General features: G+C 41.1%; 19 protein-coding genes. 3 read left to right on the plus strand and 16 right to left on the minus strand.

The features are described 5' to 3' along the window. Positions 1 to 56 precede the first annotated feature (56 nt). Together NON16_RS12090 and NON16_RS12095 are read left to right on the plus strand one after the other, a co-directional pair. Complete coding sequence (locus tag NON16_RS12090; RefSeq protein WP_257349335.1) at positions 57 to 617, plus strand: helix-turn-helix domain-containing protein; 561 nt, start codon at positions 57 to 59, stop codon at positions 615 to 617. A gap of 638 nt (positions 618 to 1,255) precedes the next feature. Continuing rightward, positions 1,256 to 2,227 carry a nuclease-related domain-containing protein gene (locus tag NON16_RS12095; RefSeq protein ID WP_257349337.1) on the plus strand — a complete coding sequence of 324 codons (972 nt, stop codon included), beginning with the start codon at positions 1,256 to 1,258 and terminating at the stop codon, positions 2,225 to 2,227. A gap of 117 nt (positions 2,228 to 2,344) precedes the next feature. On the opposite strand, the gene lpdA is transcribed toward NON16_RS12095, so the two are convergent. The 12 genes from lpdA to NON16_RS12155 all read right to left on the minus strand — a co-directional run bounded on the left by lpdA (position 2,345) and on the right by NON16_RS12155 (position 15,816). Beyond that, a complete protein-coding gene (lpdA, locus tag NON16_RS12100) occupies positions 2,345 to 3,796 on the minus strand; it encodes a dihydrolipoyl dehydrogenase (protein WP_257349338.1) in 1,452 nt (483 codons plus the stop codon). Between the two features lies 1 nt (position 3,797). Next, positions 3,798 to 5,063 (minus strand): dihydrolipoamide acetyltransferase family protein, encoded by a 1,266-nt coding sequence (locus NON16_RS12105; protein WP_257349340.1) that lies wholly within the window; start codon positions 5,061 to 5,063, stop codon positions 3,798 to 3,800. A gap of 15 nt (positions 5,064 to 5,078) precedes the next feature. Further along, positions 5,079 to 6,077, minus strand: coding sequence for an alpha-ketoacid dehydrogenase subunit beta (locus tag NON16_RS12110; RefSeq protein WP_257349342.1), 999 nt, complete (start codon positions 6,075 to 6,077; stop codon positions 5,079 to 5,081). Next, entirely contained in the window at positions 6,078 to 7,145 is a 1,068-nt protein-coding gene (pdhA, locus tag NON16_RS12115) for a pyruvate dehydrogenase (acetyl-transferring) E1 component subunit alpha (protein WP_257349343.1), read from the minus strand. Between the two features lie 11 nt (positions 7,146 to 7,156). Beyond that, positions 7,157 to 8,257 carry a Glu/Leu/Phe/Val dehydrogenase dimerization domain-containing protein gene (locus NON16_RS12120; protein WP_257349345.1) on the minus strand — a complete coding sequence of 367 codons (1,101 nt, stop codon included), beginning with the start codon at positions 8,255 to 8,257 and terminating at the stop codon, positions 7,157 to 7,159. Positions 8,258 to 8,333: 76 nt separating this feature from the next. Then, positions 8,334 to 8,729: a thioesterase family protein gene (locus NON16_RS12125; RefSeq protein WP_257349346.1), complete on the minus strand. Its 396-nt coding sequence runs from the start codon at positions 8,727 to 8,729 to the stop codon at positions 8,334 to 8,336. Positions 8,730 to 9,054: 325 nt separating this feature from the next. Further along, a complete protein-coding gene (locus NON16_RS12130; RefSeq protein WP_257349347.1) occupies positions 9,055 to 9,774 on the minus strand; it encodes an SDR family oxidoreductase in 720 nt (239 codons plus the stop codon). A 203-nt stretch (positions 9,775 to 9,977) separates the two neighbouring features. Then, positions 9,978 to 11,330, minus strand: a complete 1,353-nt coding sequence (locus NON16_RS12135) for a sodium-dependent transporter (RefSeq protein ID WP_257349348.1) — start codon at positions 11,328 to 11,330, stop codon at positions 9,978 to 9,980. 262 nt (positions 11,331 to 11,592) lie between these two features. Further along, positions 11,593 to 12,387, minus strand: a complete 795-nt coding sequence (locus tag NON16_RS12140) for an ABC transporter ATP-binding protein (protein ID WP_257349350.1) — start codon at positions 12,385 to 12,387, stop codon at positions 11,593 to 11,595. Beyond that, the gene (locus tag NON16_RS12145) at positions 12,353 to 13,384 is read right to left on the minus strand and encodes an ABC transporter permease (RefSeq protein ID WP_257349352.1); all 1,032 of its coding nucleotides are present in this window, start codon (positions 13,382 to 13,384) and stop codon (positions 12,353 to 12,355) included. Before NON16_RS12145 ends, NON16_RS12140 begins: the two co-directional genes overlap by 35 nt. A 175-nt stretch (positions 13,385 to 13,559) precedes the next feature. Next, positions 13,560 to 14,585, minus strand: a complete 1,026-nt coding sequence (locus NON16_RS12150) for an ABC transporter substrate-binding protein (protein ID WP_372508797.1) — start codon at positions 14,583 to 14,585, stop codon at positions 13,560 to 13,562. Between the two features lie 283 nt (positions 14,586 to 14,868). Continuing rightward, positions 14,869 to 15,816, minus strand: a complete 948-nt coding sequence (locus NON16_RS12155; RefSeq protein ID WP_257349353.1) for an NAD(P)H-dependent flavin oxidoreductase — start codon at positions 15,814 to 15,816, stop codon at positions 14,869 to 14,871. A gap of 59 nt (positions 15,817 to 15,875) precedes the next feature. Between NON16_RS12155 and NON16_RS12160 the strand changes: the two genes are divergently transcribed. Beyond that, the gene (locus NON16_RS12160; protein ID WP_257349354.1) at positions 15,876 to 16,403 is read left to right on the plus strand and encodes a gamma carbonic anhydrase family protein; all 528 of its coding nucleotides are present in this window, start codon (positions 15,876 to 15,878) and stop codon (positions 16,401 to 16,403) included. A 43-nt stretch (positions 16,404 to 16,446) separates the two neighbouring features. Here the strand turns inward: NON16_RS12160 and paaX are convergent, their stop codons facing one another. From paaX to NON16_RS12180, 4 genes are all read right to left on the minus strand, one after another. Then, entirely contained in the window at positions 16,447 to 17,343 is an 897-nt protein-coding gene (paaX, locus tag NON16_RS12165) for a phenylacetic acid degradation operon negative regulatory protein PaaX (protein ID WP_257349356.1), read from the minus strand. 113 nt (positions 17,344 to 17,456) lie between these two features. Continuing rightward, on the minus strand, positions 17,457 to 18,233 hold the full coding sequence (locus NON16_RS12170) for an enoyl-CoA hydratase-related protein (RefSeq protein ID WP_257349357.1): 777 nt from the start codon (positions 18,231 to 18,233) through the stop codon (positions 17,457 to 17,459). Between the two features lie 19 nt (positions 18,234 to 18,252). Next, entirely contained in the window at positions 18,253 to 19,458 is a 1,206-nt protein-coding gene (locus tag NON16_RS12175; protein WP_257349359.1) for an acetyl-CoA C-acyltransferase, read from the minus strand. After that, entirely contained in the window at positions 19,451 to 20,329 is an 879-nt protein-coding gene (locus tag NON16_RS12180; protein WP_257349361.1) for a 3-hydroxyacyl-CoA dehydrogenase, read from the minus strand. The genes NON16_RS12175 and NON16_RS12180 overlap by 8 nt, the downstream gene beginning before the upstream one ends. Positions 20,330 to 20,422: the final 93 nt, after the last annotated feature.

Here is a 20,422-nt window from a genome sequence, read left to right on the forward strand (position 1 = left end):
TGTTATATTATACTTATTGTATGTTATAACATCCATTAAGGTCAAGGAGAAAAAATATGTCACAAGAAGTGAATCAAATGATTGGAAATAAAATTAAATCAATTCGAAAACAACGTCATTTAAGTCTTGAGGATTTATCTAAGGAAACCGAGGTAAGTAAGGCGATGCTTGGTCAAATCGAACGTGGTGTTTCAAGTCCTACTGTAAGTACCTTGTGGAAAATCGCATCCGGCCTTGGCGTCTCTTTTTCATCCTTTGTTGAAGAGGAAAAGCCAGCCTTTTCAAAAGTGAAAATTGAAAATGTAGAACCATTGTTAGAGGATCAAGGAAGGTATCTCGTACGTATGCTATTTCCGACTGAAGCCAATCGACGGTTTGAGGCGTATTCGGTTACATTGGAACCTGGATGCAGCTATAAAAGTGCAGCACATGGCGAAGGTGTAGAAGAGTATGTATTCGTTCAAATAGGACAGATGACTTTAATTGTTAAAGATCACTCGCACCCTTTAAAGGAAAATGAGGTCCTTCGATTTTCAGCAAACTATGAACATGAATATAAAAATGATACAGCTGAAGCATGTACTCTGCTCATGATTATCTATTATTCATATCAATAGCGGCTTTAATGATGAAAGTCCATACAAGATAAGGACGAATATTTTGTATTATGTAGAATGGACGGGTCTCTCCTATGCTCGGATTATGCCCTTACCCCTCGACAAATACGTACTTACCGCCACAAGAATATTAAGTAATGCCAACCTTTGCTTAAGCTGAGCGTTAATTACACTGATACCTTTCTTAACGTGAAAAAACATCCGATTGTACTGAGACTTCCAGGTGCACTTGTATCTTCTGATTATGCACGTATTTTCCGAGTTGCGATCGTATTTTTCCAGTTGCGATCGTATTTTCCGAGTTACGATCGTATTTTTCCAGTTACGTTCGTATTTTCCGAGTTACGCTCGTATTTTCCAAGTTACGATCGTATTTTTCCAGTTACGCTCGTATTTTCCAAGTTGCGATCGTATTTTTCGAGTTACGCTCGTATTTTCCAAGTTGCGATCGTATTTTTCGAGTTACAATATAAAAATTATTAAATACGACCAATATTGAGGGTTGACAACAGTCAACCTTCACTTTTAGAGTTCCTTTTACATATTAGAATCAACTTTTTGCATAAAAACGCTTTTTTAAAAGGAATTCTATTATTTTAACAGAATTTATATGTTATTTTTAAAAAAGGAGTGGTTATTTGAAAATAGAACGAAAGGTTCCTTTAATAATTCAAAAGCTGGATGCTTTACTCCGACGTATATCCCCAACACATCCGAAGATACAAAGAATTAAAGAGGAATTAAGAAAGAGATCCTCAGGACATAGAGGTGAGGAATCCTCCGACTTTCATCTTTCTTATCTCCCCGAAAACAGATACTTTATTCTGAACGGTTTAAGACTCCCAGATGAAAAAGGCCATTTCTTCCAAATCGACACCCTTATTTTATCCACAAGTGTTTTCTTATTATTAGAAGTGAAAAATTATTCTGGCATGCTGACCTTTGATCAAAATACTAAACAGCTTATTCGGGAAATCGATGATCGTGAAGATATTTTTCCTGATCCTATTACACAAGTTAATCGGCAACAAAATCAACTCTCCACTCTCATTCAAAAAGCTAAATTTCCCCAAATACCGATCATTCCTTTTGTAGTAATCAGTAACCCACGAACAGGATTCAGAACATTGAGTAATCAACCCGATATTACTAAGAAAGTTCTCCATGCAGCTACCCTCCCCGAACGAATTGAAGGGATAAGCTTACGTTTTCAAAAAGAAATCGTATCCCAAAAAGACGTAAAAAGATTGTCACGCCTACTAATCAAAAAGGATACGTCACTAGACACCAACATACTTGAACAATTTGGTTTGGATCAGTCTGAAATAACGAGAGGGGTACATTGTCCATCTTGCTACAAAATACCGATGATGAGATTACGTGGAAAGTGGAGTTGTGCTTACTGTGAGAGCATATACAAAGATGCCCATATCCACACTTTGTACGACTATGCTCTTTTAATTGATACAACCATTACAAATAAACAGTGTACGGAGTTCCTACAAACATCTCGATCCATTGCAAAAGGTTTATTGATCTCTCAAAACCTTCCCTTTACAGGTAGTTACAAGGACCGCAAATACCATTTGCCCAGTCCTAATAGCTTATAACTCTGCAAGTACCTGCCCTAGTAAATTTATACAACGCTAACAATTTTATAGCTTCCGAAACACTGCAAAAACTACCACAGCTCTCATAAAAAACTGTGGTAGCACAATTTTAATGGTTTACGATTTAACTGGTTCAGGTGCACTTTTCTGTTGTTGCTTATTTGGTGGTAAATGAATAGCTTCCCCAGATAAGCATTCCAGTGCTTCAAGCCAGCCTTCATTAAAGCTTGGATGCGGATAGAATCCATACATAAGATCCTCATCGCGTGCTGCCATTTCCATAGCAGTCACACCTGATGTTATCATTTCTACAGCACCATGACCGATCATATGAACACCGAGTAGAAGGTCTGTTTCAGCATCTTTAATCACTTTAACAATGCCTTCTTTATTCCCAGTAATGCCCGCATAACCGTTTCCGGACATTGAAAATTGACCGGTTGTCACTGAGAATCCTTCTTCAACAGCTCCTGCTTCTGTCAGACCGACCGTTGCAATAGGTGTGGAGGTATGCACGATCGCTGGTATATAACGAAGGTTTAGTTCACTGTTACGTCCCGCGCAATGCTCTGCAGCAATTTTCCCTTGTTTAATGGCTTTCACTGCAAGTGAAGGACCAATCGTGACATCTCCTACAGCATACACTCCTTTTACAGAAGTTTCACTGTTTTCGTTGATGACAATAAACCCATCTTTATCTGTCTCGATAGACAGTGCGTCGATTCCAATTTCTTTCGTATTCGGTGTAAAACCTGCTGAAACAAGTAGATGGCTACCTTCAAGAGAAAGCTTTTCGTCCTCTCCTTTTGTAAGATGAACGATCACCTGCCCATCCTTCTCTTCAACAGAATCAACCGAACTATTTTTAATAACTTTAATTTTGGATTTCTTCAATACTCTGCCTAATTCCTTCTCTATATCCGCATCAAATCCAAATCCAGCATCATCCATTACGATCGATACATTTGATCCGAGAGCGTTAAAGCTAGTTGCCGCTTCAAGCGCAATGTAATCAGTACCATAAATGAAAAGGTGTTCAGGAATCTCTTGAATACCGTATATCGATTGTGCAGAAAAAGTGCGCTCTGAATCTACCTTAAACACTTCGGGGATGAATGAACTCGCACCAGACGCAATAATCACCTTTTCATATTTGTACATTTCAAACGTATCGCCTACTTCAACACCGATTCGATTTCCAGTCATAAAAGAACCGGTACCGTTGATCACTTCTACTTTGTTCGCCTTACAAAGACTTTCCACACCTTTTTGCAGTGAGGAAACGATTTGTCCCATATACTTATGGTGCTGTTCCAGGTTAAAAGATGGCTCACCTGCTTCAATTCCAATCTGTTGCAAGTGTTTCCAGTCTGATAGTTTACTTGCTGTGTGAGCAGAGAGCTTGGAAGGAATACAGCCTTTACTTAAGCAAACTCCACCGAGATCTCCCTTTTCGATTAACGTAACTTCAATGCCTAGTTGAGCAGCACGGATTGCTGCATTGTATCCTCCAGGTCCGCCACCCACAATAATCAGCTCACGTTCTTGTATCACTTCACCGACAACCATGTTATATCAGCTCCAATGTCATTGCTGCAGGATTTTCGATATAGTGTATAAAACGATTTGTAAAAGCTACCGCCGTCGCACCATCAGCAACTCGATGATCAAATGTCATGGAAACATTCATGATCGAACGAATGACGATTTCATCATTAATGACGACTGGCATTTTCTTTGTTTTATGAAAAGCCATTAAACCAACTTCTGGGTGATTAATTATCGGAGTAGCACCAGTACTTCCAAGTGGCCCAACATTACTGATCGTAAATGTACCACCCTTCATTTCTGATGGCTTTAATTGGTTTGTTTTCGCCTTTTTAATTAATTCCTTCATTTCACTGTTAATTGTAGAAATAGACTTTTGCTCGATATTTTTAACTACAGGAACGATAAGTCCATCGTCAGTATCTGTTGCTAGACCCATATTCACTTCGCCCTCGAGACGAATGACTTCATTTTCTTCATCAAGCTTTGCATTGAAAATAGGATAATCACGTAATGATAGCTGTATCGCTTTCAGGAAAAATGCAGCAAGGGATACGTTCATGCCCTTCGTTCCATCGGGATCTGCTTGTTTCAATGTTTTCTTCAATTCAAGAAGGTCTGTTAGATCGACCTCGTCGAAATGTGAAACATGCGGTATCGTATAGAGTGACTGCGTCATCTTTTGGGCAATTTGCTTTCTTCTACCCTTAAATGGGATTTCCTTCACTTCGATCGTCGGTTTGATTATTTGCGCAGTTGTTACAGAATCTTCAGCGGCTTCATCATGTGTATCTTGTTGTTCACCGTTTACGAAACGGATTATATCTTCCTCTGTGACCCTTCCTGCAGGACCGCTTCCATTTACCTGTTCGATATCAATTTTATTTTCACGTGCTACTTTTCGGGTATATGGTGCAGCTAGTACTCTTCGGGTTAATCGAGTCATCGGTTCGATTGAGCTTACTGATTCTGTTTTAGCTGAGGAGACTTGGTTGACTGCAACCTTCTCTTTTACCGGCTTTTCTTCCGGTGTTTCACTAGAAGGCTTACTACCTTCTTTTTCAATTAAGACAATCGTTGTTCCGACCGTAACGACGTCTCCTTCAGAAGCTTTAATATCTATTACCTTACCTGCAACTGGAGATGGAAGCTCCGCAGTAACTTTATCAGTTTGAACCTCAACAAGAGGCTGGTCGATCTTAACAGTGTCCCCAGGAGAAACATGAAAGTGGATGATCTCTCCTTCTGTAATTCCTTCGCCAATGTCATGAAGCTTTACTTCGATCATCTTACTCCTCCTATCTTAGAAACGTACAGTATCAATTATGGCTTGTTTTACACGGTCTGAATTTGGCAGGTAATCATCTTCTATTGCGAACATTGGTACTGGTGTATCATGGCCTGTTACACGCTTAATTGGCGAGCGCATATGCAGGAAGGATGTATCATTTATTAGGGATACGATATCGTTTCCAACACCACCAGTGCCGGGTGCTTCATGTACGATAACCGCACGACCAGTCTTTTGAACCGATTCCGCGATTAGGTCACGATCAAGCGGGAACAATGTTCTTAAATCAAGAACATCACACGTGATACCTTCGCTCTCTTCAATTTCTTTAGCCGCCTTCTTTACTACATCAATCATTGCGCCCCAAGCGATTAGGGTAATATCCTCTCCTTCTTGAAGACGTGCTCCCTTACCAATTTCAACAATATACTTTTCTTCAGGGATTTCTAGCTTATGCGAACGGTAGCAACGCATTGGCTCAAGGAAGATAACTGGATCTGGATCCTCGATGCTCGCAATTAACAATCCTTTTGCGTCATATGCATTTGATGGTACAACGACCTTAATTCCAGGCATATGTGTAAAGAGTGCCTCCACACTATCCGAGTGAATTTCAGGTGCACGAACTCCTGCCCCATAAGGTGCACGGATTACCAGAGGTACAGTGAAATGCCCGAGTGTACGTGAACGAATTCGAGAAGCGTGTGTCATGATTTGATTAAAAGCTGGATAAATGAATCCAAGGAACTGCATTTCTGCAATCGGGCGAAAACCGTTCATTGCCAGTCCGATGGATGTTCCGATAATTCCCGATTCTGCAAGAGGTGTATCAATGATTCGCTTGTCACTAAACTCATCGATCAGTCCATCAGTTGCACGGAAAACACCGCCGTTGCGGCCAACATCTTCTCCTAATACGATAACATCATCGTGTTCTCGCATCATCGTCCTCATGCCATCCGTGATTGCTTGAACCATCGTTTGTTTTTGCGTCTTAACTGCCGTACTCATCTACACTTCCTCCTTTGCCCGAGCTTCGAATTCATCCAACTGCTCCTGTATTGTCCATGTTGGTGTTTCAAATACGTGCGTGAACATATCTGTAGATGGAGCCGCTCCGAACGCTTCCATTTCTTCAACAGCCTTCTCGATTTCAACTGTGATCTCATTTTCTACTTTAGCCTTCCAAGAATCTTCCCAGAAGCCCTTATGCTCCATATAGCGTTCAATTCGTACGAGTGGGTCGGTTTGCTCACGACGACGCTTACTTTCTTCCTGGTCACGATATTTGCTTGGATCATCAGCTGTTGTGTGTGCACCATAACGATACGTTACGGCTTCAATCAACGTCGGTCCATTTCCGTTTCGTGCATTTTTCATAGCTTCTCTCGTTTCGAAATAAACCGCAAATACATCATTTCCGTCAAGTCGGATTCCAGGAATATCATATGCAACCGCTTTTTGAGCAATTGTCTTTGATTTCATTTGTTTTTCGACAGGTACCGAAATCGCGAACCCATTGTTCTGGTTAAAGAAGACGACTGGAACATCAAAAACACTCGCAAAGTTTAAGCCTTCGTGAAAGTCCCCTTCTGAAGTCGCACCATCCCCGAAATAAGCAATCGAGCCATGGTCTGTCCCTTTCATTTTTTCAGCCCAAGCTGTACCAGTTGCGTGAAGCAATTGAGAGGCAATCGGAACCGCGGGTGGAAAGATTTTCTTCCCTTCTGGAGGTACACAGCCCATAGGGTATCCTTTCCAATATAAGAAAAGATTACGGAGGGAATGACCATACGTTAGCGTAGCAGCATGGTCACGATACGTCGGGAACATCCAGTCTCCTTCTTTTAATACGAGAGCGCTTCCAATTTGAGCCGCTTCTTGTCCTTCAAAAGGCACATAAGTTCCGATTCTTCCTTGACGTTGTAAGTTAACGCTTTTTTTATCAAACAAACGAGCTCGCAACATTTTTGTGTAGAGCTCTTTCGTTAATGATTCGGTCATCTCACTTTCATATTCCGAATTCACAACGATTCCATCTTCATTTAAAATCTGCTTTATAGGAAATTGCGTGTCCATAAGATTCCTCCTTAATTACGTACAGCCCATTTCTGGCGCTTTTTGTGACTAAAGAAACTGTTTCTCTTCATACGGCTTGATAGTCGATCATCGCAAAACTGGTTTGCAGATTTAGCAGTTGAAATTGATTTTTCTCTGGAGTTCTGATAGATTTCCATCAATGTATCGTATATGGCTCTTGTTTTAGCAAGAACCCTTGCTTTGTTTGGATTGTAAAGCTCATCAGAAACCTGGATAAGTCCCCCTGCGTTAACAATGTAATCGGGAGCATAGAGAATACCCTTTTCCTGTAAAAACGAACCATGTTCATCTCTTAAAAGCTGGTTGTTTGCGGACCCAACGACTGCTTTAACTTTCAACTGCTCGATGGTTTCGTCATTAATGATTCCACCTAGTGCACATGGAATGAAGACATCAGCAGGAACACTGTATATTTCGTTTCCTTCCACAACCTTCACATTTCCCTTTAGTCCTTCAGCTATTTCAACAATGGTTTTAATTGCATTTTCGTTGATATCCGTCACGTAAATGTCCGCTCCGGCTTTTAAAAGCTCTTCAGCAACTTTAAAGCCAACTTTTCCGAGACCTTGAACCGAATACACTTTCCCTGCGAGGTCATCCGATCCGTAAAGAACATTGTTAGACGCCTTCAATCCATATAAAACACCTTGTGCTGTTGGAACAGAAGAGTCACCACTTCCGCCATATTCTTCTGGAACACCAACGATACAGTTCGTTTCTTTCAAAGAATGAACGAAATCTTCTGGTGTTGTTCCCATATCAGTACCTGTGTAAAAACGACCATTCAGGGACTCAACAAACTGACCAAATGCACGGAATAGCTCTGGAGTGCGATCTTTTAACGGGTCTCCGATTATGACTGATTTTCCTCCGCCAAAATCCACATCCGCTGCTGCACATTTATACGTCATCCCTTTTGAGAGGCGTAGTACATCTTCAATCGCCTCATCTGTTGAAGCATAAGGTCTCATCCGACAACCACCAAGCGCAGGCCCCAGGGTTGTATTATGTATGGCGATGATCGCCTTCAACCCTGTGTCTGGATCATTACAAAATAATACTTGCTCGTGCCCATTTATACGTTCAAACATGATGTAAAATCCCCCAATACTGATAATCTTCTAAACTTTAAAACTCGTAACCGCTTTCATTTGAAAGCAAAAAAAATTAGACTTTCATTGATTGTATCTTTTTTTCAATCATTTCTTTAAGAAGGATGTATTGTGTAACTTCCCCTTCACCGATCATTTCCTTTTCGTTACGCACTTCTAGATCACAGATTACTGCTTTTCCTTTGATTTCTCTGAGGGTGGCTGTAATCGTGACGGTACTTCCAGCAGGCGTCGGGTTTAAGTGGTTTGCTTTGATACCACCACCGATCCCTTCCTCATGCTCTTCCAAGTATGGTAATATGATTTGTCTTGCAGCCCACTCCATGTGATAAACCATTGATACAGTCGAATAAGCTGGATGGACAACGTTTCCTTCGAATTGTGCATACATGTCAGGTGTTACCTGGGCTGTAATGGTAGCCTTCTGTCCCACTTCCATTCCTGGCTTCAAACATACCGCCTCCTTTGCATCCACTACGTATGTTTATATCTATAATATTATTCATAATAAATATAACGTTTATTTAACGATATAATATCATTTTGTTAAGTGAAATGCAATTAACCGAAGAAAAGCACTAAAGTATTGAAGTTGATTAATGGAAATGGCCAAATAGACTTTTTATAAATATTGTCAAAAAAAAAAAGAAAAACAACACAAGGCTGTTTCCTTTTTTTCAAGTAACTATGTCGTATTTTAATCAACTGGTTTGTACATATATCCACAATGCGTATTCTTTTTCTCACGTACTTTCTCAGTTCCTTCATTTCGATTATTAGATTCTAGGATATTCCTGTGAAAGCGGGTGGAGCATGATCTCGTCCACGACCATATGTTTCGGGGCCGATGCCATATAACACACCGCTTCTGCGATATCATTGACCTTCAACCAGTCCTCTTTATGTGATTCTCCTTGCCGGCTATTCGCAAAAAATGTATCGATCGCCCCCGGGTTGATTGTACCTGCGCGAATTCCATATTTCTGAACCTCCTGTGCAACTGAACCGATAAATCCTTGTACAGCATATTTCGAGGAAGTATATGCCGCTGCGTTTGCAATCGTACGTCGCCCTACGTCGGAAGAGATTGTAATAATTGTACCTGTCTTCTTTTCCTTCATGAACGGAAGAATCTCTTTCGTACATAAGAAAACCCCTTGAACATTTACAGCGAATACATGTTGCCATTCGTCAAGTGTAGTCTCTTCAGTTGGTTTGAAAAATCCAAGTCCAGCGTTGTTAACCAAAAGATCAACTTGTCCATAATGATCCAACGTTTGTTTGAACGCAGCTTTCACCTGTTGTTCATTAGAAACGTCTGCCTGTATGCTCAATACATCCGCACCGTTTTCAATCAATTCTTTTGCCGATTCATGGATTTGTTCCGTTGAGCCAATGATCGCTAGTTTTGCACCTTCTGTAGTAAGTCTCGCGGCGATTGCTTTTCCTGCACCTCGTGATGCACCGGTTACAATTGCAACTTTATTGTTTAACATTATATTTCCCCTTTCATTTTCACTCTAAGTTGTCAGCCTCATTTTACTATATAATCGACCAATGAATTAAATCTTAACCATTGTTCAGCCTAGTTACCTAGCGATATATTATCCAAACTTAGTGAATTATTATCCGAAGTTCTGATTTACTATCCAAATGTAAAAAGAGCAACCCACGAAACCGGCTGCTCTTTCTCAATATTTTACTTACCAAAAATCATATCAAGTACACCGAGCGCATCAAGGAATACAATGATGATAACGACTGGAACAACAAATTTTAAGATTAAAATCCAAAGGGCAAGCATTTTCTTCCCAAAGCTGCTGCCGTCTGTCAATTCCTCGATAAGCACCGCACGAGACATCTTCCAAGGAACAAAGATTGAAATCAGCAATGCTCCTAGAGGTAACATAATATTACTTACTAGGTAGTCCATTAAATCAAAGATCGTTTTGTCAAACATCTTGATATCTCCTAAGATACCAAACGATAATGCGGCTGGTATTCCGACTACAAAGATTGCTAGTCCTACCATCCATGAAGCTTTAGAACGAACTTGTTTACCTGAGTCTTTCGTAACGGAAGCAACGATAATCTCAAGCATTGAGAATGCAGAAGTTAAGGTTGCGAACAGGAATAAGGCAAGGAATACTCCGAAAAAGATAACCCCACCAGGCATCTGTGCAAATACAGATGGCAATACGATGAACAGGAGCCCTGGCCCTTCAGTCGGTTCAAATCCAAAGGAGAATACAGCAGGGAATATTGCAAGACCTGCAAGTATCGTAATAAAAATGTTCATCATCACGATAGAAGATGCAGATTTTACAAGGCTTTCCTTTTTCGATAAATAGGAACTGTACGTAACCATAACGGATACACCTAAGCTTAATGAGAAGAAGGATTGTCCGAGTGCGAAAAGTACCCCTTCTGAATTTAATCTACTAAAGTCAGGTTGAAGGAAATATTTCACACCTTCCATTGCACCATCAAGCGTTAGCGACCGAGCAATTAACACGATAAAGAGAATAAACAATGCTGGCATCATCCACTTAGATGCCTTTTCAATACCTTCTTTAACCCCTTTAGCAACAACGATAATCGTTAAGAACATGAACGCGAGCTGTGCTCCAATCGCAGTCCATGGATTTGAAATAATTGATCCAAACAACTGTTCGTAATTATCAACACCCATTGTATATCCGGTAAGTGTTGCCCCAAAATATAATAGAATCCAGCCACCGATTACACTATAGAATGATAGTAGTATAAATGCAGTAAATACACCCATTCGGCCAATAAATGTCCAACGAGGTGCAATTGTACGATACGCTGAAATGGCTTCCTTTTGTGTACTACGACCGATAACAAACTCTGCTAATAATAAAGGGAAACCTACTAAAAACGTAAAGATTAAAAATACGAGGAAGAATGCTCCTCCACCACTTGAGCCTGCAACATACGGAAACTTCCAGATTGCTCCTAATCCAATCGCGGAACCCGCTGCTGCTAAAATAAATGATAACTTTGATCCCCATTGCTCTTGTTGTCCCATAAGGTACCTCCAGTAACTCTCCTGAAATTTTTATCTCTATTGTTTTACATAAGAAAAGCCCAAGCGCCCTGCTTAGCCACGAAGGTCACTGGAAGACCGACGAGGAGGCTGTTGCCGCCGCAGGAGGCCTGAAGTGATCCAAGTGGTTGGGCGCTGAAGCTGGACATTACATCCATGCCGCAAACTTTTATACTTTCTTAACGTGAAATAAAAAGGATAGGCAACTGTTCATAAATAGCAGCTGCATCTATCCCCGTGACACCTAACTTAACAAGGCGCGGTCACTTGTCATTTTTGAACCGCGAATACGCTGAAATTCTTGAAGTAATTGCTCAATCGTCAGTTCTTCTTTCTCTTTTCCACTGACTTCAAGGATAATTTGTCCTTTATCCATCATGATCAATCGATTACCCAAATCCAATGCTTGCTGCATGTTGTGGGTCACCATCAGCGTTGTCAATTGATGCTGCTGCACGATATCTTTTGTCAACGTTGTAATAAGTTCTGCTCTGGATGGATCGAGGGCAGCTGTATGTTCATCCAACAGTAATATTTTCGGTTCAGTAAATGTGGCCATCAGAAGTGAAAGCGCTTGCCGTTCACCGCCTGAAAGCATGCCAACCTTTGCATTCAAACGATCCTCGAGTCCAAGGTGTAACGTTGCTAACGACTCCTTGAAGAATCCTTTTAACTTTTTCGTCACTCCTGCTCGGAATCCTCTTTTTTTATTGCGCGCATAAGCCATTGCCATATTTTCCTCAATCGTCATCGATGGCGCTGTCCCTGCTAGCGGGTTTTGAAACACCCTTCCTATGAAAGCAGCTCGCTTATGTTCAGGTAGATTCGTAACATTCTTCCCCTCTATCACAACTTCACCTACATCGGGACTGAGAACTCCTGAAATCACATTCATTAACGTAGATTTCCCTGCACCATTACTACCGATTACCGTAACAAAGTCTCCTGGATCAAGGGCATGATTAATGTGGGAGAGGGCGATTTTTTCATCCAACGTCCCTTCGTTAAAGACTTTGTGAATTTGATTTAGTTGAAGCAACGTTATCTCCCTCCTTTTCAGGGCCCAATGCGTACGTCTTTTCAAACTCAGATCGCTTTCGCTTTTTACGTGCCCGCTCCTTTTGTCCTTCGAGTATCTTAGGTAGTACAAGTGCAATGACCACAAGCATTGCTGTAATAAGCTTCAAATCACCTGCTTTGAAGCCAAGTTCTAATGCTAATCCGATTACAATTCGATAAATAATGGCTCCTCCTATAACAGCGAGGGTCGTACGCATGATTGTTTTGATACCAAAGAGAGCCTCTCCAATAATAACAGATGCAAGACCAATGATAATCATCCCGATCCCCATACCGATATCGGCAAATGAATTGTACTGTGCAATTAAGGCTCCTGAAAGGGCTACAAACGCATTGGAAACCCCTAACCCAAGTACAGTCAGTTTATTCGTATCCGCTGAAAAGCTACGAATCATTTGCTTGTTATCACCTGTAGCCCGTAACGCCAATCCAATTTCTGTTCGTAAAAACCAGTCTGTGAAAAATTTAATCGTAAACGTAACTAAAATCATTAACGCCATGATCGACCAAGTTGTAGGATCAAGGCCAATTCCTGCAAAAACTGAATTCAGTGCTTCATCGATTCCCAACCCTTCCCAGAAAGATCGGAACATCGAGAAGAGTGTTTCCTGCCCTAGTAATGGAATATTTGGGCGGTCATTCATAATCCTCAAGTTGATTGAATAAAGGGCAATCATCATAAGAATACCGGATAGCAGTGGATTGATTTTTCCTTTCGTATGCAAAACCCCTGTAATGCAACCTGCAATAAAACCTGCTCCCATTCCGGCAATAGTAGCCAAAACAGGTGATTGCCCGTTTACAAGCATAATGGAAGCAACACCAGCACCGGTGACAAAGCTGCCATCTACAGTTAAATCAGGGAAATCCAGAATACGAAAAGAGAGGTAAACACCAAGTGCCATAATCGCATAAATGACACCAGATTCAAAAGCTGGAAATAACATAGAGAACATGTTACCTTCCCCTTCCTAGTATGTGTTCAAAAAAGAGGATAATCAAAACCTTCGCTGTTTAAAAGTGCCACATCCTATAAGCAATATCGAAATTAAAACTTTACATCGTGTGATAACGCTGGACTGACCAACTACGTGGCTCTTGGACTAATTTTGAACATCCTCTTCTTTGTGATTATTCTACGTATTCTGCCATGTCATCCCATTCTGGTTTCAATTCTACTCCCATTTCCTTTGCTGCAGTTTTATTAATAACAAGCTTCAAATTTTGAGGATATTGGGCTTCGAAATCAGATGGTTTCTTTTCCCCTTTTAATATTGCTGCTGCCATCACACCTGTTTCATATCCTAGATCTCCGTAGTCAAATCCATAAGCTGCCATCGCCCCACGATTAACAGAGTCAAGTTCACCTGCAAACATCGGGATATCTTCTTCCTGGGCGACTTTAATAACGGATTCTAATGCGGAAACGACTGTGTTGTCTGTAATAATGTAAAATACGTCGGCATCCCCAACGAGTGATTCCGCTGCTTGTTTCACATCAGCTGTTGTAGCAACACTTGCTTCTGCTGCTTTCAAGCCTGTTCCTTCCATAGCCTTTTTGACAATATCAACCTGGGCAACTGAGTTCTGTTCACCAGGATTGTATATGAGCCCGACTGTTTTCGCATCTGTTTGCTCCGCGATAAACTTAATCGTATTTGGTATCGCATCAGGATGAGTATCACTAGTTCCCGTAATCCATTCTCCTGGTTTGTCCATCGCTTCAATTAATCCAGCACCGACCGGATCTGTAACAGATGTAAATAGTACTGGTATTTCTGCCTTTGCCTTCTGAACCGCCTGAAGACTCGCTTGAGCACTTGGAGTCGCATTTGCGAAGATTAGATCGACTTCCTCTGAAACATGCTTCTTAGCAATGGTGTGAATATTGTTCATATCTGCCTGTGCATTATCGATAATATATTTAAGATTTTCCCCTTCTGTGAAACCATTCTCTGCAAGTGCTTTTTTAAACCCTTCTGTTGCTGCATCCAAAGAGGGATGTTCAACAAACTGATTGATTGCGACCGTTACTGATTTCTTAGCACCGTCGCTCCCTTCATCTCCGTTAGAAGCATCCTCTGATGACCCGCAACCACTCAAAACCATAACACTTGCCAACGATACTCCGACTAATGATTTCCAAAACCTTCTCACACCGTTTCCCCCTTTAAGTAAACGCTCTATGAACTGCATTTAACAAAATATTCTTTATTCTTTAAGTATATTTCAGTTAAATTACAATTCGCGAATTTACCGTTATAGTATCAAAGGGTTCAACAGATTGTCAATAAATCGTCAAACAATTTAAAAAATTGGCCTGTTTAAGAAAACTGTGTTTGAATCAGTCTTATAGTGCGTGTTCAGCAGGAAAAGTGTTCTCCTTTTTCAAAGAACGAAGAAATTCGACAGCTATTTTTACCGGACTTTTTGAACAACCTTATATAAAACTTGCAGCGCTTTTAAATCCTTCTTTGGCTTCCTTCATCATACGTTGAATTAATTCATCTACTGTAGGTATATCATTTAGTAAGCCCGCAATTTGACCTGAATTAATGAATCCTTCAATAAAGTTACCTTCAATAGCACCTCTTCGGTGATATTCCTCTGTCGTTTTATTGATAAAAATCTGTATATCGACTCCTGTTGCCTCATCATTTAGCAATTCTTCCGCATAAGCGGTTTTAAGTAGTCTACGAATCTTTCCATACTTCCTGCCGACAATTGTGGTCTCTGTATCGGCCGCCTCAACTAGCTTTTGTTTATAGCTCTCATGGAAAGCACCTTCTTGTGTCGCGATGAATCGTGTCCCCATTTGTACGCCTGCAGCACCTAGCGATAGTGCTGCTGCTAGTCCACGACCATCACCAATTCCACCAGCCGCTACAACTGGTATTTCAACCGCATCAGCAACTTGCGGTATTAACGTCATCGTTGTAGATTCCTCTGTTGCATTAATCCCAGCGGCTTCATATCCTTCAGCAACAATAATATCGGCGCCAGCCTGCTCAGCTTTTTGAGCGTGTTTTACAGATGCAATGACACAGACTACTGTAATACCCTTCTCTTTAAACTTTGGAATGTATGGTGCTGGGTTTCCTGCTGATAATACAACTATTGGAATTTGATAGTGAAACATATACTTCGCCGTCTCTTTTACATAGGGAGTCACGCTTAATGGAATGTTGACTGCAAACGGCTTATCAGTATGTTCCTTTGTGCTCACAATTAATTGTTCAATTTCATTTGGAGAAAGAGTTCCAATCCCAATCGTCCCTAGTCCACCCGCCTCTGAGATAGCTGCAGTTAATGGGGCATTTGAGACGTTTCCCATCCCACCTTGAAGTATCGGATATTGGATGTTAAGTAACTGACAAATTGGGTTCATAAGACCTGATCCTTTCTGTCGGTATGATATAATGTAGTAAAAGCAAGGAGGTTATCCACATGCTATACCCTTATAACAACCACTCCCCAAAAGTAGATGAATCTGTATTCATCGCCCCAGGAGTACATATAATTGGTGATGTTTCGATCGGCAGAAATTCAAGCATTTGGTTCAATACCGTCATTCGCGGTGACGAAGCGCCGATTACAATCGGTGAACGTTGTAACATACAGGACAATTGCACCTGTCATCTATACGAAGAATTTCCACTCGTATTAGAAGATGAAGTATCAGTAGGTCATAACGTCATTCTACATGGTTGTACGATCCGTAAAGGGGCATTAATCGGAATGGGTGCAACCGTTCTTGATGGAGCTGAGATTGGTGAATCCGCCTTTGTAGGTGCCAACACGCTTATTCCACCCGGAAAAAAGATCCCCCCTCGAACAATGGTAATGGGATCCCCAGGGAAGGTCGTACGTGAGCTGACCGACAAAGATCTAGAACTCATTCAACTCACGATTGACACCTATGAGAAAAAGGGACAAGAATTCCGTGAACAAATTAATAAAGGGAAATACGTTTAAGGAGTTGAGTCTCATAATGAGGCTTGCTCCTTATCGTTTCGTATTATTGATTTGAATCGACCATCAAAGGATGATTCAACGCATCATACTTCTTATCCCTATTCTTAATTTCATTTCCTTCACTAAACACATCTTCAAAAAATCGACTCGCTGGCTGGGCTAGAGCTTTGTAATAATCACTGAACAAGCTCGCAGCGTGATCGCCAAGCCATTTCGATGGTAAGAGCTTCTGCGGAAGGCCAGGATCCACAAACAAGAACTTTCTATATTCGTGTACAAGCTTCGTTCTCTCCACAAAGCATTCCCCATCTGTCATTTCACCTTTATCAATCTTATGTTTATCAATCACGTACTTTTGGCTATACGTTTTAATAAAATCATCATAGCGGTTATTAATATCGCCAAGATCCCAACATTCGTCTACAAGCTTCTTACTAGAATGAGGACCCTTATATTCCGATGAAAAAAAGTGAACATACTCACGTATCTCATACTTTTCAATCATTTGCTCAATCTGTGATTCTTGTTGATTTGGAGAAATCCAAAAGCTGTTCGATAGAAGACCAAAACCACTCCAGACAAGTTCCTTCCTCAGCTCATCCCGGATGTTCCTCTTCTCCTCAGGAATTGTATATGTGAACATTCTCCACTTTCCATCCCACGTTACAGGTTGGAATTTAAAGATCCTGTTTGCCGCTTCTTCCATACGTTGTGCGCCCTGCTTTGTCAGTTGATAATAGCTCTTGTTTCCTTTCCTTTCCGCAGTAACCCAGCCCTGTTTGTTCATTCTCGAAATTGCAGCACGAACAGACTGTTCATTATGACCGAATTCCTTTAATAACCTGATCAAACTGCCGATCCATATATCGTTGCTATAATGACGAATGTAATCGCCATATAAGGTAAAAATCATTGATCTAGTATTTAAACTCGTTTCCATGGTGCTCACCCTTTTCCGATTCAGTCTTAAATCATCTCTCTATAATACTACAACTTTGCCCTTGGCTAAAACTGCTGAACCGCTAAAAGGATGTATATTTCCAAAACAGTTTGTTATTCCCCTTTAAATTGCGGTGGACGTTTTTCTCCAAAGGCTACAAGCGCTTCTACACGATCTTTTGTTGGAATTGTGATCTCATAAGCCTTTGCTTCTAAGTTTAGACCTGTTTCAAGGTCTACATTCATCCCTTGCTTGATCGCATATTTCGCCTGTTTCAATGCAATCGGGCCATTCAAGAGCATTCTTTCTGCCCATTTCTCCGCTGTTTGCATCAGTTCACTTCCAGATACGACCTCATTTAAAATCCCATAATCCAATGCATCTTCAGAGCTTAGTTTTTTCGCTGTAAGAATGAGCTCCATTGCTTTTGCTTGTCCAATCAGTCTCGGAAGCCTTTGTGTACCACCTGCTCCTGGAATGATTGCCCAACCAAGTTCAGTTAACCCCATCTTTGTTCCTGCAACCGCAATTCTAAAGTCACAAGCTAGCGCAAGCTCAAAACCTCCACCAAATGCATACCCATTCATTGCTGCAATCGTAGGTTGTGGAAGTTTATCGACTGCTGAAAATACCTCGCGAATTTTGTTCACGTTTCTTCGAACTTCATGTTCCGAGAGTGATTTACGTTCTTTTAAATCAGCTCCTGCGCTGAATGATTTTTCTCCTGCCCCAGTAAAGATTGCAACACGTACTTCAGGATTATGATGAATATCCTCTACAACATCACCAAGACGCTGAAGTGTTTCAAAGTTAAAGCAGTTTAGAACATCAGGTCGGTTAAGCGTTACATAAGCAATATGATTTTTTACTTCATATAAAATAGATGACATACCGTTTTTCCTCCTATGTTCAGTTGTTGTACCCTTCAACAATTGCAGCAATTCCTTGTCCTACACCGATACACATCGTTGCAAGACCATACTGAGTATTTTGCTTTTTCATTTCGTGTAAAAGTGTGGTTAAAATCCGAGCGCCGCTTGCACCAAGTGGATGTCCATAAGCAATAGCTCCCCCGTTTACGTTTACCTTTAATGGATCTAGCTCAAGCTGACGAATACATTCAAGGGACTGGGAAGCAAACGCTTCATTTAATTCAATTAGTCCGAGGTCACTCGCACTTAAATTCGCACGCTTTAACGCTTTTTGTGAAGCATAAATCGGGCCTAATCCCATTACACGTGGTTCCAGTCCTGCAGTAGCAGACGTAACATATTTTGCCATCGGCTTAAGACCAAGCGCTTCTGCTTTCTCTTTACTCATCAATAATAAAGCAGAAGCACCATCATTGATCCCTGAAGCATTTCCTGCCGTGATTGTTCCATTTGGAAAAATGGAGCGAAGTGAGGACAGCTTTTCTAATGAAGTTGTCGGACGTGGGTGTTCATCTGTATCAACCACGATCTCGTTTCCTTTTCTGTCAAAGTAAGTTACAGGTATGATCTCCTCTTTCAGTCTTCCCGACTCCATTGCCCGTTTTGCCTTCTGTTGGCTATCGTAAGCAAACTGGTCTTGTTGTTCACGAGACAAGTTGTAGTCTTTTGCAACATTCTCTGCGGTTTCAGGCATACTATCTGTTCCATACTTTTCATCTAATAGCGGATTTACAAAGCGCCAACCGATTGTAGTATCATGCATCTTCAAATCTCCACGCGGAAATTCTTGCTCTGTCTTTCCCATCACAAATGGTGCTCTCGTCATGCTTTCCGTTCCACCTGCGATGAATACATCACCTTCGCCAGCCATGATTGCACGAGCAGCATAGCCCACTGCATCTAGGCCAGAACCACACAAACGGTTGATTGTTGTACCACCTACCTCAACTGGAAGATCAGCGAGAAGAGCAGACATTCGGGCAACATTCCGATTATCTTCACCGGCTCCATTGGCATTACCAAATACAACCTCCTCAACCTCTCCAGCAGGAAGATCTGAGTTTCGTTCCATTAGTGCTTTGATAACCGTACTTCCTAAATCATCAGGACGAATCTGTTTCAGGGCACCCTTATAACGGCCAATCGGCGTTCGGACTGCATCAACGATGACTACTTCACGCATTGTTTTTCCCTCCTTGCTCTTGTTCACGGTAATCGTAAACGCCCATACCTGATTTTCTACCAATACGCCCTGCCTTCACATACTTAACGAGAAGGGGACAAGGACGATATTTTTCACCAAGCGTTTCATGTAAATATGTTAAGTTGTTCAGTCTTGTGTCCAAGCCAACTAAATCACCAAGTTCAAATGGTCCCATCGGATAATTTAATCCAAGCTTGATTGCTTTATCAATTTCCTCGGGTTCTCCAACACCTTCTTGGAGCATATAAAATGCCTCGTTTCCAACAAGCGCACTGATTCTGCTCGTAACAAACCCTGGGAATTCATTAACTGTTACCGTTTCTTTTCCCATTCTAGCGGCAACTTCATTAGCAGCCTTTACCGTTTCTTTAGCTGTATCAAGTCCTTTTATGATTTCAATGAGTGGCATTTTATGAACTGGATTAAAGAAGTGCATGGCAATGACCTTGCCTGGGCGATTTGTGAACGACGCTATTTCCGTTGGACTCATAGTCGATGTATTTGTCGCAAAATAGCACTGATCAGGTGCATGTTGATCAATCGCTTCAAAGATATTTTTCTTAATTTCTAATTTCTCCGGGACTGCTTCAATAACCATATCTGTCTTAGAAACGATTGTTTTCAGATCAGAAGAGTATGACATACGTCCCATGCTAGAGTTCGCTTCTTCTTCTGTCAGTTTATTTCGTTGAACCCCTTTAGCAAAAATAGCGTTAATTTCAGATTGTGCACTATCTAACGCTTTTTCAGAAATATCAACAAGTGTGGTTTCATAACCACCAACCGCAGCAACATATGCAATTCCTCGTCCCATTACTCCTGATCCGATGACTGTTAGGTGTTTTATCATTCTCTTTCACTCCCTTTCAATTAGAAGGGGACTGCTCATATCAGGGGGTCAGGCAACCTCCATATAAAAGTGTATCCAAAGACATCAGGGAAT

Source organism: Pseudalkalibacillus decolorationis (assembly GCF_024609785.1).
Taxonomy (GTDB): Bacteria; Bacillota; Bacilli; order Bacillales; family Fictibacillaceae; genus Pseudalkalibacillus; species Pseudalkalibacillus decolorationis.